The sequence below is a fragment of the Bradyrhizobium sp. AZCC 1719 genome (genome assembly GCF_036924525.1).
Lineage (GTDB): Bacteria > Pseudomonadota > Alphaproteobacteria > Rhizobiales > Xanthobacteraceae > Bradyrhizobium.
This window is the reverse complement of record NZ_JAZHRU010000001.1, coordinates 7,032,184-7,046,700: the sequence shown is the minus strand read 5'-3', so window position 1 is coordinate 7,046,700 and position 14,517 is coordinate 7,032,184. Positions and strand designations below refer to the sequence as shown.

Sequence of the window (14,517 nt, the reverse complement as noted above, 5' to 3'; positions counted from 1 at the left end):
GCCTTTCGCATCATTGACGAAGATTGGGCTCAGGCTGCCAGCACGGCCGGCCGCGTTTTCCGGCGATAGGCCATTACGCCAATGCCGGCGAAGCCCAGAATCAGCATCGCCCAGGTCGATGGCTCGGGAACGGCATTGACCTGGATCGACACGTCGCCCAGGAGCTGGTCGTTCGCGCTGAAGAGCTTGAGATCAAAGGTGTAAACGCCGGAGACATTGGGATTGAAATTCAACGGGCCTCCCAGAAAAGCGAAAGCGAGGTTTTCGCTGTTCTGATAGAGGGGGCCGCCGATCGGCGTATTGTCCGATATGATCTGCGGATCGAACTGCAATATCCCGCCGGGACCGGTAATCGTCAGCAACGAATGGGTGCCCACCAGCGAGCCGGGATTGACCGAGAACTCGAAATTCCACAGCGCCTTGCCGGATGAGTTGCCCGCCGGAGCGATGTACAGATTTCCTGTCGGCGTGATCGGCCCGACAAATCGAATGGAGGCACGCAACCCGAGCTCAACCCCATTGTCCTCTGTGTCGACCGCGAAATGGCCGTTGCTGGTGCCGGACCCCTGGGTCCAGCCCGACGCCAGATCCTGATTAAACGTGACGACAGCCGAGGCGCTGCTGACAAACGACGTCAACGCAAGCACGGCCCCCAGACCAATCAATCCAAGCGATGAAAACCGCATGATTCCCCCCAATTATTAATCGTTGTACTCTCCTTAAACTCATTCCTTTAATTTGAGTCAATCTAGGGTGGGGATAACCCTTCGTTGCACGTGAAATTGCCGCGCCCATTCCGCCTTGCGGAACTGGACAAATCTTGATCCGGTGCCCAGGGATCCGGTGCCCATGGATTTAATAGCGAGGTTGTTAATCTCAGGATGGTCGGTCCTTGGCCGACCATAACCGCCGGGCAGTCCTTGCGAATAGAATACCGGCCGCGCCGCCCGCCATTTTCTCCAGCGCATCTATCAATGTGCCATGCCGGTCCGGCGTCACGGTCTGCAGTGTCTCCAGCAGCGCCGCGGCGCCGAAAACGATGCAGCAGACAAGGATCAGGCGCCGAGGATAGGCGAATCCGAAGAGGGCGCCGAGAATGGCAAATGCGATAACGTGCTCGAGATGCGCATAGGTTTGCATTGCCGGGCGCATCAGATACGGCGAAAGCTTGAAATAGATGGCATAGACGAAGCCGACATGCGTCAGCGTGGCATAAGCAATCGCGATGATCGTGATCCATGCTGCTATCGCAATTAGCTTGGTGACGATCTCCCGGTCCATACCGGACTTGTGCATCGGCGCTCGCTTTCGCGCGAATGAATCGGCTGCTTAACCTTACTGTGGCGAAACACCGGAATGAATGATTTCGCTTGCCGTATCAGTCTGTTACGCGTGCACTCTTTGTTAATTGTTAATTTAATTGAAGGGGCTGCTGTGGAAATTAAACAATACTGCCTCCTGACCAAGAATTTAACTTCACCTCGCGATTCGCAAAAAAGAAGCCGCCCAGTTGGGCGGCTTCTAACTTGAGCAAGGCTGAAATCATCAAGCGAGACGAAAGCCGATCTTCTTCGGTGTTTCCCGGCGGCGATAGGCCAGAAAGCCAACGCCGACAAAGCCCAGGATCATCATCGCCCAGGTCGATGCCTCAGGGACAGCCGCCACTGTTAGCTCATCGACCACAAAGTCTCCCGCGGGAATGCCCTGTCCGTGGAAATTCAGCGCGAAATTGTAGGGACCGGCGCTCGCCGAGAAAATAGCCGAGTAGATAGTCCATCCGCTCGCCAAAGTATGGGCCGTGAAGAGCGGGGAGAGCACGCCGTCCACGTTCGACTGGAGCGTGGCATCGAATGCGTTACGCCGGCCATTGTTGGGGGAGTAAACCTCGAAGCTCACCTGGTAGCTCTGACCTTGCGTCAGGCTGATCGCCTGGGAAATCGATTGGAAGGCATTGTCCGCAACGAAATAAGCACCATAGTTGCCCCCATTGGGTGCCGTGGGGATTATCTCTCCAAACGCACCGGTGGGATAGGGGCTAGCCTGATTATATGCAATGACGACCGGCTGATAGGTCACGTCACTGCCGGCATTCACCGTCCAATTGGTGAAATCCCCCGTTTCAAAGCCACTGTTTTGAACCACGTTCGCCTTCGAGGCGCCGCTCTGAAGGAGAACGCCAAATAATACAGCGCCAGTTAAATTGAGCAGCCTATTCATTTTTTCACTCCTGGAATTTAATAAAATATTAATATCTGCGAATTCTAGCCAAGTCAACCGCGGTGGACAAAATTCCAATCATTCGTCCATCAGTTTTTTTGCCAGTTTTGTCCATTTTTTAACTAGGGGAAATTCTACGGCAAATCCTAGCTGGGTCACCTAATTCCTCGGCCTCGGCGGGTATCCAATGTCGATGGAGATATTCCACTGGAATGACGAAACCTGTCTCGGAAAAATATTATTCAAAATTTAGACCATTTTTCAAGGCGCAATTAAAGTTTTTCCACCTTATGGCGCCATCAACCCCGCGCGGTGGCTGCCATGTTCGCCTGGCAGCCATCCCGCACAGACGTGCAAGTTATTGCGGGGGGATCGAAATCGTTAAAAAACGAGACCAAAACTCGGAGGCTGACGCGGCTAGGTGGCTATTGTCGAAGTAGGCCGGTCGCCCTTCGATCGTCGCCGAACAGGAACCTGTTAGGCAAAGAACCTTGGAAGGTGAAACGGTCGCGTCTATCTGTGGCCTGCTTTGCTCGAGGGCTTCGAAGAAAAAGTCGAACGTTGATTGGTATTGTTGGCTTGTGAACTCTAACGATTGGGGAAGCGGCCTCTTGGGGTAGGCCTTGGCTAGCGCCTCAGGAACGTTTTGCTTTGCGCCTGGTACAGGCTCCCATATCACAACGCGCATGCCCATTTGTTTTAGATTGGCGACTGTTGCCAGAAACTGCCGTTTGAATAGGGCGATCGATTCTACCCTGGGCAATGTCATCGTTTCCGAGGTGGTGAGAAATCCCCCTCGCGCCTGCAACCACGTTGAGACCAGCAATATATTCTTGATCTCCGGCGACCTGTTGAGGAAGTCAAGCACTTCATTGTTGAACTCAAAACAGCCGGGGTTATGCACGAGATGAATTCCTTGCAGCGGTGGACAGGAGTGCCGAAAGATAAAGAAGGCGGATTGTCCACTCGCGCTCAGCCACTTGTCGAAAGCTCCATAGGCAGCCCATGCATGAGAGTCCCCGTAGATCAGCCAGGTCGGCTTCGTGTCGGCCGCGCCAATCCTACAAAAATTGGCAAGATCGATTTTGCCTGTCTTGAATTGGCAAGTAAGTTCGCCGGTTTTGTCGGCGGCAAAGCCGGCCAATTTGATTGCCTCGGGAGCATAACGTTGTGGGAGGCCGTTCCCTGCGTAGATGCAGAAACAAACGATGGCCGTTGCCGAAATCCCAGCCAGATAGCCGGTGCGCAAGGACCGCGCCGACCTTAAAATGCGGTTTGTGCGAACTGGCTCTTCGACCATGTGAAAAATAAGGGATGCAATCGCCAGCGAGAGCGCAAACGCGAACCATTTGGCCGGCTTATTGTAACTTTCCGCCATGAGCCGCGCGGCAAAGATATGGACTGGCCAGTGCACTAGGTACAGCGGGTAGGAAATTTTGCCGATATAGGTGGCCGCCGCATTGCTCATGCAAGTTGAGAATAGCGTTGTTTGACCGGTCGATGCCAGGATTACGAGTGCCGCGCCGATCGTCGGCAGCAGGGCAAAATAGCCAGGAAAATAGAAGGCTTTTTGATAGCCGAGCAGGCCCCAAGCGATCAGACCGACACCGATGAAACCTGCAATTTGGCTAACCAGCGGCCGAAACATGAATCGGGTGCGCAGCCATACAATCAACGCTCCCAGCAGCAATTCCCAGGCGCGCGTCGGCAAGAGATAAAAAGTAGCTTCTGGCTTAACCTGAACAAAAGATATGTTCAGGCAAAATGATAGAATAAAAATAGAAAGTATGATCTGCCAGACGTAGCGCCTCGCGTATCGGTAGGCCACGATAAGAAAGAGGGGATAGATCAGATAGAATTGCTCTTCGACGGCGAGCGACCATGTGTGTAGCAGGAAGGCTGAGCTGCTATCGATGCCGAAATAATTTACAGTTCTCCAGTAATAGATATTGGCAACGTAAGTTTGCGCTACGAATGCCTGCTTCGATAGTTCGATCAAACTGGATGGATAAAGCCAGACAAAACCCGCCAGAATAACGATGAAGAGTGTGGCAAGGAGCGCAGGCGCCAGACGGCGAATACGATTCAAGTAAAATCTGCCAAGATGGAATGAGCCGGCGTTGATTTGCCGGGTGATTATCGACGTGATCAAGAATCCTGAGATCACGAAAAAGACGTCGACGCCTGTGAATCCGCCATGGACCGATTCCAGCAAGTCAAAATGGAACACCAGGACCATCAGGACGGCGATTCCCCTCAATCCGTCGATGGCCGGAAAGTAGCGATCATCCCGTTCGCGATCGGCGGGCATGGGCTTGCTGTCGAATATGAATGAACGAGAAAATGTCTTCATTGGCGGATGCGTGGGCTTCGAAAATGAGGATTGGTCGAGTAGAGTCTTAAGGATCGAATGGCCCACGTCAGTGCGGCTGCCGATGGTGCGCTCGTCATCCGAATCAGCGATGGCATCAAGCCTAGTCGGGGAGACCCCGCATTTTTAATTGCTTTCTGAAAACAAATCCATCCGAAATCTGCCGTAGATTGTGGGCGGTTTGAATGACCCGTTGCAGGTGCGATGCCATCTGCTGAACGACCGCAACACAGGTCGTCGCAATGCCGTGCCATGGTAGCTGTGCCTTTTCATTCTGCCACCTTGCATCGGTTCGGGGCTACTTTCGAGGTAGTTGGATCTTAACGTTACCTGGAGATGTGGGACGGAGTCGCCGCCCGGGAACGGGAGTAAACATTCTTCAAACCGAAACCATCGATTGCGGACCGACCGCTTAGGCGAAGTCCAACGGATTTTCGATAAGATTGCCGAAAGACAAAATCAACGAATGTGGGTGGGGTCGGGTGTTTGTGGATCGGCGAAAGAGCGAACGTCGCTCCTGTCATGGGGCGGCAAAGATTCAGTTGGGGGTCGGCTCTCTTCCTCGCGATTGCACGATCACGGATATATCTGAAGGCGGCGTGCGGGTTATCGCTGAAAATCTCGACGTGCCCGCGGAGTTCACGCTGATCCTTTCAACCGGTTGCCCGCGCCTGTGCCGACTGGCATGGCGCATCGGATGCGAGTTCGGCGCTCAATTTGTCGACCATCTGGCCACGGCGCCGTCACACCATTCCGCTCCGCAGGGCAGCGCGAGGACGCGGGAATATGCGTAAGGCCCACTCAGCTCTGCTTGCGCTCTGTCTGGCGCTTGCGATCGTTCCTGATATCGCGGCGGCAGGCGGCACGTTTGTCGTTGCCCCGGGATTCCGCGGGATTGGCTATCCGGGCAGCTACGGCTACGCGCGGCTCTACGGACATCCATTCGACGACGGCTACGACTATCCGTTCGGCTATGGCGAGTATGCCGAATACGGTCCATGGGCTTATCGCGGCGATGCTGTGTGCTATGTCGTGCGCCGGGTCTGGACCGTCAGGGGCTGGCGGCATCGAGCGATCAGAGTCTGCGATTAAGCGCACGGTTCGATTCGGCGCGACGCGCCTATAAGTCAAACGCCCAGGCGAGGCTATGCAGCAGCAGCCACGACCAGCCGATCATGGCTACGGCAATGGCAAACAAATAGGTCAATCTGGCTACGCTTGAACGCATGGAAGCTATTTCGCGACAAGCCGATTGACACCGGCCGGCGCCCGTAGCGCGGCCTGGGTCCGGATGACGGCCTGGCGCAGCCTCAACACTTCTGCGTAACGGTCGCTCAGTGACTTCTTCGGCAATTCACGGACGTCTTTGGGTTTGTTCAAACGCTGACGCTTCACGCAATGCTCCGCGGTTCAAGCAATCAATTTGGCTAAATATTGCAGCTCGAAAGCAACCATAGTTTCTTACGGGGCGTTCGCAACGCAACTTGCGCGTTAAGCTTGATATAAGCGCCAAAGGTTAAATCGGGAACTCGGCTGCGAGTCTGAGTTAGAAACGTGGAGCAATTTCGGGGCTTGGCGAGGCGTCTAGCCAAAAGCCTGAGGTGGGTGACGAGAAGCCAAGCCGCTCCGGCGTGAGCGGGCCTTCGAAGTCCCTGGTGGGACGGCGGGACCAAATCATGCAAAGATGTGTTCGCCGACCCGGCGTCGCGTCAGAGCTGGGAGAGCGTTACGATCAGTTGCCGGATACGGCGCAAGTTAGTCGCCATATGTGCGCCGGCTACGGGTTGCGCGGCAAATGAGCCAAGAGGAGTTGGCGCATGCTGCCGAACTATCCCAGGATCAAATCAGCGAAATTGAGAATGCGAAACACAGCACCACGCTGGACAATATTCAGCGCTTAGCGCTGCGAGCTAACGGCTTATTGATGGGCACCGTCATCGCCGACGCTATGAACCGCAAGCCGATCGAGCACAGCGATGAAGTATTTGCCGTAATTTGAGTCCACGCTGGATGGGGCGGCGATCGAGGGTGCAAAGACAGGTGCTCTCGACAACGGGTATTCATCAGTCTTCATGAACGAGTATGGCGAGCCCACCATGCCCTTTCTGATGCCGTCGTAGCTGGCCGTCAAGTGCACCAGGAACTTCGGCGTCGTCGCATCTTGCCCAGTGCGACGCCCTATAGATCGCGAAGGGTCCCACCGCCGCCGGTTGGGACCCTTCACTTCAAAACGATACCTGCACAAGATCGCGAAGCGGGCGATTAGCCAAGGCAAGTCATGCCACCGCGGGCTTGCGCGAACGGCGATAAGCCATAAACCCGAGGCCAGCGAAGCCGAGGATCATCATGGCCCAGGTGGAAGGCTCGGGAACGGCAGTGATAGCCGTCATCGTGCCTCTGAAAACACCATCGCCCGTGAAGGTCACCTGAGTCACAAATGCCGTCGAGCTATTGGGGTCGAGACCCAAGCTTGCGTCGATGCCCAGGACCTTAAACTTGCTGACGCCGCCCGGGCCAAAATCGAACAGGGTGTTGGCGAGGAGATCTGCGGCAAAGACGTAATCGGTTCCATTCCAAATATAGAGGCTGTAGGGGTGCCCCAAGCCGAGGTCGGGCAATTTGACGCTGGCGAAGTTCGGATCGCCGACGCCTACTGAAAAGATATAACCCAGCGCGGCGGCCGGATCCAAGTTGTAGGACTGCCCATGACTGACGTCGATGTGGAAGCTATAGACTGTTTCACCAACTGCATTGAGCGATGAGACCGGCAAATAGATCGGACCATTGGACTGTGTGATCACGCTAGGACGAAAATCGAAAAAGCTGTGCGAGCTGGCGCCTGTGGTCGCATTGCTTGAGATCCGGTAGTCGTCCCGGATAACAACGCCGTAATGACCACTAGGCGAGAGATTGGCCGAAGCGGGTATCGTAAAGCTGGTCTGACTCGACGGAAGGTCTACCCTAAAGATGGTCTGTTTATTGTTATTGAGATCGACGATGAAAATTCTGGTCGCCTGATTGTAGCCGGCCGGCGGCGTGAAGGCCGGCGCGTTCCAAGAAATCGTCGGGGTTGTTGTTGCGTTCGAAGCTCCGCTGATCGCTATTCCCGTAATGAAGGGAGGCGCACCGATGCTTGATTGGATTGCGGCCGTATTGACTATCAGCGTGTTGGTGTAGTTCGGGTTGCTGACGGTGAGCTGCCACGATCCGAGAAGGTTCGGGTTGTACGCGATCCTCCTATCGAAAAGATTCGGGTCGGGGATGGAATTGGCATAAGGAACATTAAAACTGACACCATTCTGCGTTGCAGTAACTGTAGTGTTGGCTCCGAACGCTTGATCTGCAGTCGGCGATGTACTTGGATGAAATCGTCCCCCGAACTCCAAGAATTGAGACGCCACGGGCTGCCCGAAAGCCACGTTCGAAGAATTATATCCAATAAAATTGAAGGTACCTGGAAATCCGGGCGTTTGGGTATTCTGCACGATTGTGTCGGCTCGAGCGACAGTTGAAGCACCAATCACAACGGCAATAGCAAAGATCCCTGTAAACAGCATCCCACGCGGCGAATTAAATGCACGCATTACATTCCCCCATGCTATAAATTTTATTAAAATCTTGATCAGACTAATCCCACTTAGACAATTTGCCAAGCGGCAATTTCAATGCCCTCCGCGCTGTGACCTGACCAACGAGATCGAGCACGGGCGGTGGATTTTGGCAGACAAGACCGAGGCCACGCTGCGGCAGCTTGGCGAGCGCAACGAGGTCATCAAGGCCGTGCACGGGGCATTTGCCGATCAGGGGCTCTCCGAGGCGCGTGGCTCTAAACAGCCCGCAGAGCGGGCGTCTCGAAGGATGTAGCGCACTGACGCGGCCTGGTTCTCGAGGCCGGAGCCTGTCATCAGGCCGCGCTGCGCGCGCACCCGTTGGCGTTCCTCACCATCAGGGGCTTATGACGCTGATGATCAGCACGAACGATTCCAGCTCATTTGGACGACGTCGTCGGTACACCAACGGTGTTCGTGCGCCAGCGCCAGGTCGAAAGGATGCGCCCGGCGTCGGCTTCGAGAAGTTTTTGCTTCGCTATCACTTCCTCCTTCACCAGCCTCAGGTCTTCGTCCTGATAGAAGAAATCGGAGCAGCGTGAATTGTAGTCATTGGCAAGCGCGTTATAGGCGCGGATGTCTTCGGGGCCTCGAACCTGTTGCTTCACGACACGCAGCCGTTCTTCCTGAAATCGGCAGTAGCGAACATATTCTCGCGCGAAGCGCTGGCCCTTGCCGACGGGAGGAAGCAACTCCGGCTCGGCCGCGGGCTGAGGTGGATTGGGTGCTGAGACGGAGAATGCCGTTCCCCCGTCGAGAGTCCGATACGCCACCAGCAAGCCAAGCATGACCAGCAGCACCGCAGCCGCGAGCGCGGCTTTTTTGACGTGGCGGAAGCGGCTGCTCTCGGCCGACACCGCAAGATCCCGGTCCTGCATGATAGCGGTCGAACTGGCATGCAGCATTTCGCGCAGTATTTCCCCGACTTCGGCGAAGCGTGCAGCCGCATCCGGGATTGACCCGAAAGCGACGAGTGCGTGATCCAGAACCTGCTGCGCCGTACCGTATTGCCGTTGGCGGCAGAGATCGCCGAGCAAGTCAAAGATGCGATCGGGGGTGACGTTCGCTTTCGGGTCGCTGATCCCCTCGTGCGCGTTCGCCAATAGCAGAGGCTCCCAGAGTGAGGACCAGAGCTGCAGTGCTTCAGCAAGGCTCTCGACCGAGGACGCATCACCCGGGTTTTGTCTCAGTGCTTGGCTGGCACTATCGACCTGCTGATCGGCTTTCGAGCGCATCTGCGCATTTGCGCGCCGATAGGCCTCCAGCAGGAGGGAGTGCGTTTGGATGAGCGGCCGTTCGCGCGTTTCGAGGATATGGCGGGTGGACTGCAGCAACGGTTCTGCTGCGCTTTCAAGTGGATCGTATGCTCCAATAACGGCCACGCAATGCGCATTCAGGAGATTGTTCAACCCATCCCTCATACTCGCCAGTGAGGGCGGCGGCCAACCGGCTCGATGTCGGAGCGCCTGCAGGACTTGATAGACTTCCATGCCATCGATGGAATTGTGCGCGTCAATCAGGGCAAAGAGCAGTTCGCTGGAGGCGCCGCGACGAACCGCGTGGTGTGCCAGGAAGTTGGCCTTTGAGAGCGGGGCAAACTGACTCGATGTTTGCAGAATATCTTCGTCGGAGGCGTCAGTGGACAGTTCGGTGTAAAAGAGATCGACGCGATCGGGCGTGCTGTCGAGAGGAAAGGAGAGCTCACTCTGTAGACGCTGGACCGGGTCCAGAACAACTGCAGATGCCTCCGCCAGACTTTTCTCCGGCATGACATGCGTCTCTCGTGCCCGGCCGAGAGCGGCCTGAATTTCAGACGCAGTTGCGGCAGGATCGATTCCGAGGAGGCGGAATGGCTGAGCTGACGGATCAAATCCGGAAGGCAAGGTATTGTTGGCTGCATTGATTGCCATATCCAGGATATCCGACGTGCCTTCCGTAATCCCGGATCAGGTTTGAAAATCACGAGGTCAAGGCCGGATTCTTGACGTCGGTCACCTTGAAACCTTTGAAAAACACGCTGTGCCGGATTGAATCGGAAAGGTGCTGAGGAGGTGTGGTGTCCTCCTTTCCCGTGAGAATGACCCGCAGCCGCCAGAGCGACAGGCCTATAATTCTGCAAATGTCGACCATGGCCGCGTAAAACACGCCGTAGTTCTTCAGGAAGTGACGCCTGCGAGCTTCCAGAAGATAGGATGGCAAACGCTTGGGCTTGTTGTTCACGCCGGTCGACTGGCCGACGAGGTGGACCACACGGCTTGTGGGAACATACCAGGTGGGCCAGCCCTGCTTTCTGGCATTGAAGCAATAGTCGATGTCGTCGAAATAGGTGAAGAAGCCCTCGTCGAGCAGTCCCGTCGCTTCCATCGTCTCGCGCCGGATGATCATGCTGGCGCCCGCAACCCAGTCAGTTTCGAAAGCATGATCGACCACGGGAGGAGCTACGATCCAACGCTTTAGCAATCTGCTCACCGGCCCAAGCATCAGGCTGCCTTCAAGTTCTCCGAGCGGTGACTGAAAGCGGAACGCGGAGCGTTGCGGAGTTCCGTCAGGATCTTCGAGCCGGCTGCCGGCGATGCCGACGTACGGATTTTGGTCCATGAAGTCGACAAGCGCCCTGAATGCGTTCGGCCGGACGATCGTATCGGAATTAAGCAGCAGAAAATATTGTGGCTTGTCTGCCGATTCCAGCGCGGGGCGCAGGATCGCGTTGTTGCCGCCGGTAAATCCGAGATTTACCTTAAGCGTGGTGAGGGTGCACCAGGACGACCAGTCGTTGTCGTCGATTGCCTGCTGAATGAGCCCCGCAGAATTGTCACCCGACCCGTTCTCGCAGATCGCGACGTGGATGCCGGGGACGCTGGCGATCTCCTTTGCGACCGAGTGCAGGCAGTCGATCGCAAGCTGGGTGACGCGGTAGTTAACAATAACAACGAGCAATTTCACGGTGTGAGACCAATCGGTGCAAACAATCGGCGATCATTAGTCTTGCGGATCAGAAAAGAAAAGGCATCTTTGGGGCCTTGTTTAATGCAATGGGATAAACGTTAAAGCCGGCCTTTGTGCCTGTGGCGTTAAAATCCCCGGGGCGGGTCGGGCCTGGCAAGTCACCAACCTTTCCATCTTGGCGGTCGTTATCGCAATGCCGGCGGAACCGATGTCGATATCGGCGAGAGCGTGCCGCGGGATCCCAGCCTTCGGCGCAGCCGGTCGATCAGAAGGTAGATCACCGGCGTCGTGTACAGCGTCAGGATTTGCGAAACCAACAATCCGCCGATGATGGTGATGCCGAGCGGCCGGCGCAGCTCGGTGCCGGGGCCGGTGGCGATGACCAGCGGAATGCCGGCAAACAAGGCCGCCATCGTCGTCATCAGGATCGGCCGGAAGCGGGCGCGGCAGGCCTCGAAGATCGCGTCAGCCGACGACAGGCCGCGGTGGCGCTCGGCATCGAGCGCGAAATCCACCATCATGATGCCGTTCTTCTTGACGATGCCGATCAACAGAATGATGCCGACAAAGGCGATCACGGTCAGCGGCGTATTGGTCACCTGCAGCGCCAGCAGCGCACCGAGGCCTGCGGACGGCAGGGTCGAGATGATCGTGATCGGATGCGCCAGGCTCTCATAGAGCACGCCGAGCACGATATACATCGCCACCAGCGCGCCGAGGATCAGAAGCGGCTGCCGTCCGCTGGTCTTGTTGAAATCGCCGGCGTTCCCCTCAAAACTGCCGCGGATGCCTTCGGGCATGTGCAATTCCTCGACCGCGCGCTGGATATTCGAGATCGCGACTTCAAGCGGCACATTGGGAGCGAGGTTGAACGACACCGTGGCCGACGGGATCGACTGGGTATGATTGATCGCCAGCGATGCCAGGCCGCGGTCGTAGCGGACGACGGCCGACAGCGGCACCTGCGCATCGTTGGCGCCGGCCGCGAAGATGCGCTCGAGGTTGGACGGATCAGCCTGGAATTTCGGGTCGATCTCCAGCACCACCATGTACTGGTTGCGCTGGGTATAGATGATCGAGATCTGCCGCTGCGCGAACGCGTTGTTCAGGGCATCGTCGATGTCCTTGACGCGGACGCCGAGGGTGGCGGCGGCGTTGCGGTCGATCGTCAGCGTGAGCTGCAGCCCGGCAGCATCGCGGTCGGTGGAGATGTCGGTGATGCCTTCGATTGTCTCCATGCGCTTGGCGACGATGGGGGCCCACTTCTTGAGCAGGTCGACGTCGACGCTTGAAACCGTATACTGGTAATTAGAGCTGCTGCTTTGACGCCCGCCGGCACGAACATCCTGAGCAGCAAACATGTAGAGCCGCACGCCCGGCATCGTTTCCAGCTTCTTGCGTAGCCGATCGATCACGGCTTGAGTGCTCAGTCCACCTCGCTCCTGCGGCGGTTTGAGGCTGATGAAGAACAGCCCGCGATTCGCCGTCATGCTGCCGAGGATCGATCCGACCCCGGCGACGGCGTCGTCGGATTCGATGACGTCCTCTAGCTGTTGCTGAAATCGCGTCATGGACTGGAATGACGTGTCCGACGAACTTTGCGAGGCGCCAACGATGAGGCCGCTGTCGTCGATCGGAAAGTAGCCCTTCGGGATCTTGATGTAGAGCATCACCGTTAACGCGATCGTCGCAAAGAACACCAGCAGGGTCAGGAACGGGAAGCCCAGCACCGCCCGTAGCGTCCAGGTGTAAAAGGCGACAACGCGCGACAGCGTGCCCTCGATCAGCCGGTCGAACCAGGTCGTACGGTTGGAGGTGGCCTGCTTGATGTAATGCGCGCAAATCATTGGTGTGACCGTGAGCGAGACCACGGTCGAGACCAGGACGGCAAAGGTCAGCGTCAGTGAAAATTCGCGGAGCAACCGGCCGACAATCCCGTCCATGAAGATCAGCGGCGTGAACGCTGCGATCAAGGACAGGCTGATGGACAGCACCGTGAAGCCGATCTGCTTGGCGCCTTCCAGCGCCGCCGGATAAGGCGCCATCCCGCGTTCGAGGTTGCGGTACATGTTCTCGATCATGACGATGGCGTCGTCGACCACGAAGCCGACGGAAATCGCCAGCGCCATCAGCGACAGATTGTCGATCGAGAATCCGGCGAGCCACATGCCGGCGCAGGTGCCGGCCAGCGCCAGTGGCACCGAAACGCCGGCCGCAATCGTCGGCGTCAGCCGCCGCAAGAAGACGAATACGACCATCATGACCAGAAACGCAGCCGCCAGCAGCGTGAACTGCATATCGAGCACGCTGGCGCGGATGGTGCCGGTGCGATCGACCAACGTCGATATCTCCAGGCCGGAGGGCAGCCATCGCTTCAGCTCAGGCAGCAAGGCTTTTACGCGGTCGACGGTGTCGATCACGTTGGCGTCGCTTTGCTTGGTGATTTGGATCAACACCGCCGGCTGCTTGTTGAACCAGGCGATCGAGCGGTGGTTGCGGACGGAATCCTCGACCTCGGCGACGTCGGCCAGGCGGACGAAATTGCCGGCCGAGCTCTTGACGATGACGTCGCGGAATTCGGCCGCGGTGCGCATCTGCCGGTTCGTCGAGATCGTCTCGCTCTGGCGGCCGCCATTGAAAATCCCGACCGGCCCCAGCGGATTCGCGTTGATGATGGCGAGCCGCACGTCGTCGGTCGCGATCCCCGCGTTCGACAGTGCCACCGGATTGAGCGCGATCCGAACCGCCGGCTGGTCGGCGCCGGAGACGGTAACTTCGCCGACGCCTGGCACCTGCGAGATGCGCTGTGCGATCACGGTGTCGGCGACGTCGTACATCGCGCTCGCCGTCAGCGTCCTTGACGTCAGCGCCAGCACGAACATCGGCGTCGCCGAGGGGTTCGCTTTCCGGAATCGCGGCAGCGCCGGCAGGTCGCTCGGCAGGTCCACCAGCGACGCATTGATCGCCGCCTGCACGTCGCGCGCCGCACGGTCGATGTTACGGCCGATCGAGAATTGTAACTGGATGCTGGTGTTGCCGAGCGAGCTGGTCGAGGTGATCTGCTCGATGCCCGCGATCTGGCCGAGCCGCCGTTCCAGGGGCGCTGCGACGGTTGCCGCCATCACGGCGGGGTCCGCGCCCGGGCGGTTGGCGAACACCCGGATCATCGGGAAGTCGACATTGGGCACCGCCGAGACCGGGAGGAACATGTAGGCAACCATGCCGATCAGGAAGAGCCCGATCGCCAGCAGCGTGGTGCCGACCGGCCGGCGGATAAAGGGCTCGGAAATCGACGCCATGCTCAGTCTCATCCATGGCGCCGCGGCGCGGGCGCCGACTACGGCACTGGTCTTTCGAGCCTCCCCCGGAAATCCC

10 protein-coding genes and 4 pseudogenes are annotated in these 14,517 nt (G+C 57.4%); 4 read left to right on the top strand and 10 right to left on the bottom strand.

Features of this window, described 5'->3' with window-relative positions; translation table 11 throughout:
* Positions 1-29: 29 nt before the first annotated feature.
* From V1292_RS33145 to V1292_RS33130, 5 genes and pseudogenes are all read right to left on the bottom strand, one after another.
* Positions 30-686: a PEPxxWA-CTERM sorting domain-containing protein gene (locus tag V1292_RS33145; RefSeq protein ID WP_334376756.1), complete on the bottom strand. Its 657-nt coding sequence runs from the start codon at positions 684-686 to the stop codon at positions 30-32.
* A 190-nt stretch (positions 687-876) separates the two neighbouring features.
* The gene (locus V1292_RS33140; protein ID WP_334376755.1) at positions 877-1,296 is read right to left on the bottom strand and encodes a VanZ family protein; all 420 of its coding nucleotides are present in this window, start codon (positions 1,294-1,296) and stop codon (positions 877-879) included.
* 249 nt (positions 1,297-1,545) lie between these two features.
* Positions 1,546-1,668: pseudogene (locus V1292_RS33995) on the bottom strand (PEPxxWA-CTERM sorting domain-containing protein); the annotation flags it as partial.
* 48 nt (positions 1,669-1,716) lie between these two features.
* Positions 1,717-2,217, bottom strand: a pseudogene (locus tag V1292_RS33135) (carbohydrate binding domain-containing protein); the annotation flags it as partial.
* A 358-nt stretch (positions 2,218-2,575) separates the two neighbouring features.
* Positions 2,576-4,570, bottom strand: a complete 1,995-nt coding sequence (locus tag V1292_RS33130) for an acyltransferase family protein (protein ID WP_334376753.1) — start codon at positions 4,568-4,570, stop codon at positions 2,576-2,578.
* Positions 4,571-5,070: 500 nt separating this feature from the next.
* Between V1292_RS33130 and V1292_RS33125 the strand changes: the two are divergent.
* A pseudogene (locus V1292_RS33125) lies at positions 5,071-5,313 on the top strand (PilZ domain-containing protein); the annotation flags it as partial.
* A gap of 61 nt (positions 5,314-5,374) precedes the next feature.
* On the top strand, positions 5,375-5,680 hold the full coding sequence (locus V1292_RS33120; protein ID WP_334376752.1) for a hypothetical protein: 306 nt from the start codon (positions 5,375-5,377) through the stop codon (positions 5,678-5,680).
* Positions 5,681-5,821: 141 nt separating this feature from the next.
* On the opposite strand, the gene V1292_RS33115 is transcribed toward V1292_RS33120, so the two are convergent.
* Positions 5,822-5,983 (bottom strand): hypothetical protein, encoded by a 162-nt coding sequence (locus V1292_RS33115; RefSeq protein ID WP_334376751.1) that lies wholly within the window; start codon positions 5,981-5,983, stop codon positions 5,822-5,824.
* A 373-nt stretch (positions 5,984-6,356) separates the two neighbouring features.
* On the opposite strand from V1292_RS33115, the gene V1292_RS33110 reads away from it, so the two are divergent.
* Entirely contained in the window at positions 6,357-6,587 is a 231-nt protein-coding gene (locus V1292_RS33110) for a helix-turn-helix domain-containing protein (RefSeq protein ID WP_334376750.1), read from the top strand.
* A 277-nt stretch (positions 6,588-6,864) separates the two neighbouring features.
* Here the strand turns inward: V1292_RS33110 and V1292_RS33990 are convergent.
* Positions 6,865-6,972 (bottom strand): annotated as a pseudogene (locus V1292_RS33990) (PEPxxWA-CTERM sorting domain-containing protein); the annotation flags it as partial.
* A 1,105-nt stretch (positions 6,973-8,077) separates the two neighbouring features.
* Between V1292_RS33990 and V1292_RS33100 the strand changes: the two are divergent.
* Positions 8,078-8,452: a DUF3363 domain-containing protein gene (locus tag V1292_RS33100; protein ID WP_334376748.1), complete on the top strand. Its 375-nt coding sequence runs from the start codon at positions 8,078-8,080 to the stop codon at positions 8,450-8,452.
* A gap of 124 nt (positions 8,453-8,576) precedes the next feature.
* Here V1292_RS33100 and V1292_RS33095 read toward each other — a convergent pair whose 3' ends face one another.
* From V1292_RS33095 to V1292_RS33085, 3 genes are all read right to left on the bottom strand, one after another.
* The gene (locus V1292_RS33095) at positions 8,577-10,106 is read right to left on the bottom strand and encodes a hypothetical protein (RefSeq protein WP_334376747.1); all 1,530 of its coding nucleotides are present in this window, start codon (positions 10,104-10,106) and stop codon (positions 8,577-8,579) included.
* Positions 10,107-10,155: 49 nt separating this feature from the next.
* Entirely contained in the window at positions 10,156-11,139 is a 984-nt protein-coding gene (locus tag V1292_RS33090; RefSeq protein WP_334376745.1) for a glycosyltransferase family 2 protein, read from the bottom strand.
* 188 nt (positions 11,140-11,327) lie between these two features.
* Positions 11,328-14,441, bottom strand: coding sequence for an efflux RND transporter permease subunit (locus tag V1292_RS33085; protein WP_334376744.1), 3,114 nt, complete (start codon positions 14,439-14,441; stop codon positions 11,328-11,330).
* Positions 14,442-14,517: the final 76 nt, after the last annotated feature.

Coding starts and splice junctions, on each gene's coding strand:
- V1292_RS33145 (WP_334376756.1), bottom strand. CDS start 686: ATGCGGTTTTCATCGCTTGGATTGATTGGTCTGGGGGCCGTGCTTGCG.
- V1292_RS33140 (WP_334376755.1), bottom strand. CDS start 1,296: ATGCACAAGTCCGGTATGGACCGGGAGATCGTCACCAAGCTAATTGCG.
- V1292_RS33130 (WP_334376753.1), bottom strand. CDS start 4,570: ATGAAGACATTTTCTCGTTCATTCATATTCGACAGCAAGCCCATGCCC.
- V1292_RS33120 (WP_334376752.1), top strand. CDS start 5,375: ATGCGTAAGGCCCACTCAGCTCTGCTTGCGCTCTGTCTGGCGCTTGCG.
- V1292_RS33095 (WP_334376747.1), bottom strand. CDS start 10,106: ATGGCAATCAATGCAGCCAACAATACCTTGCCTTCCGGATTTGATCCG.
- V1292_RS33085 (WP_334376744.1), bottom strand. CDS start 14,441: ATGGCGTCGATTTCCGAGCCCTTTATCCGCCGGCCGGTCGGCACCACG.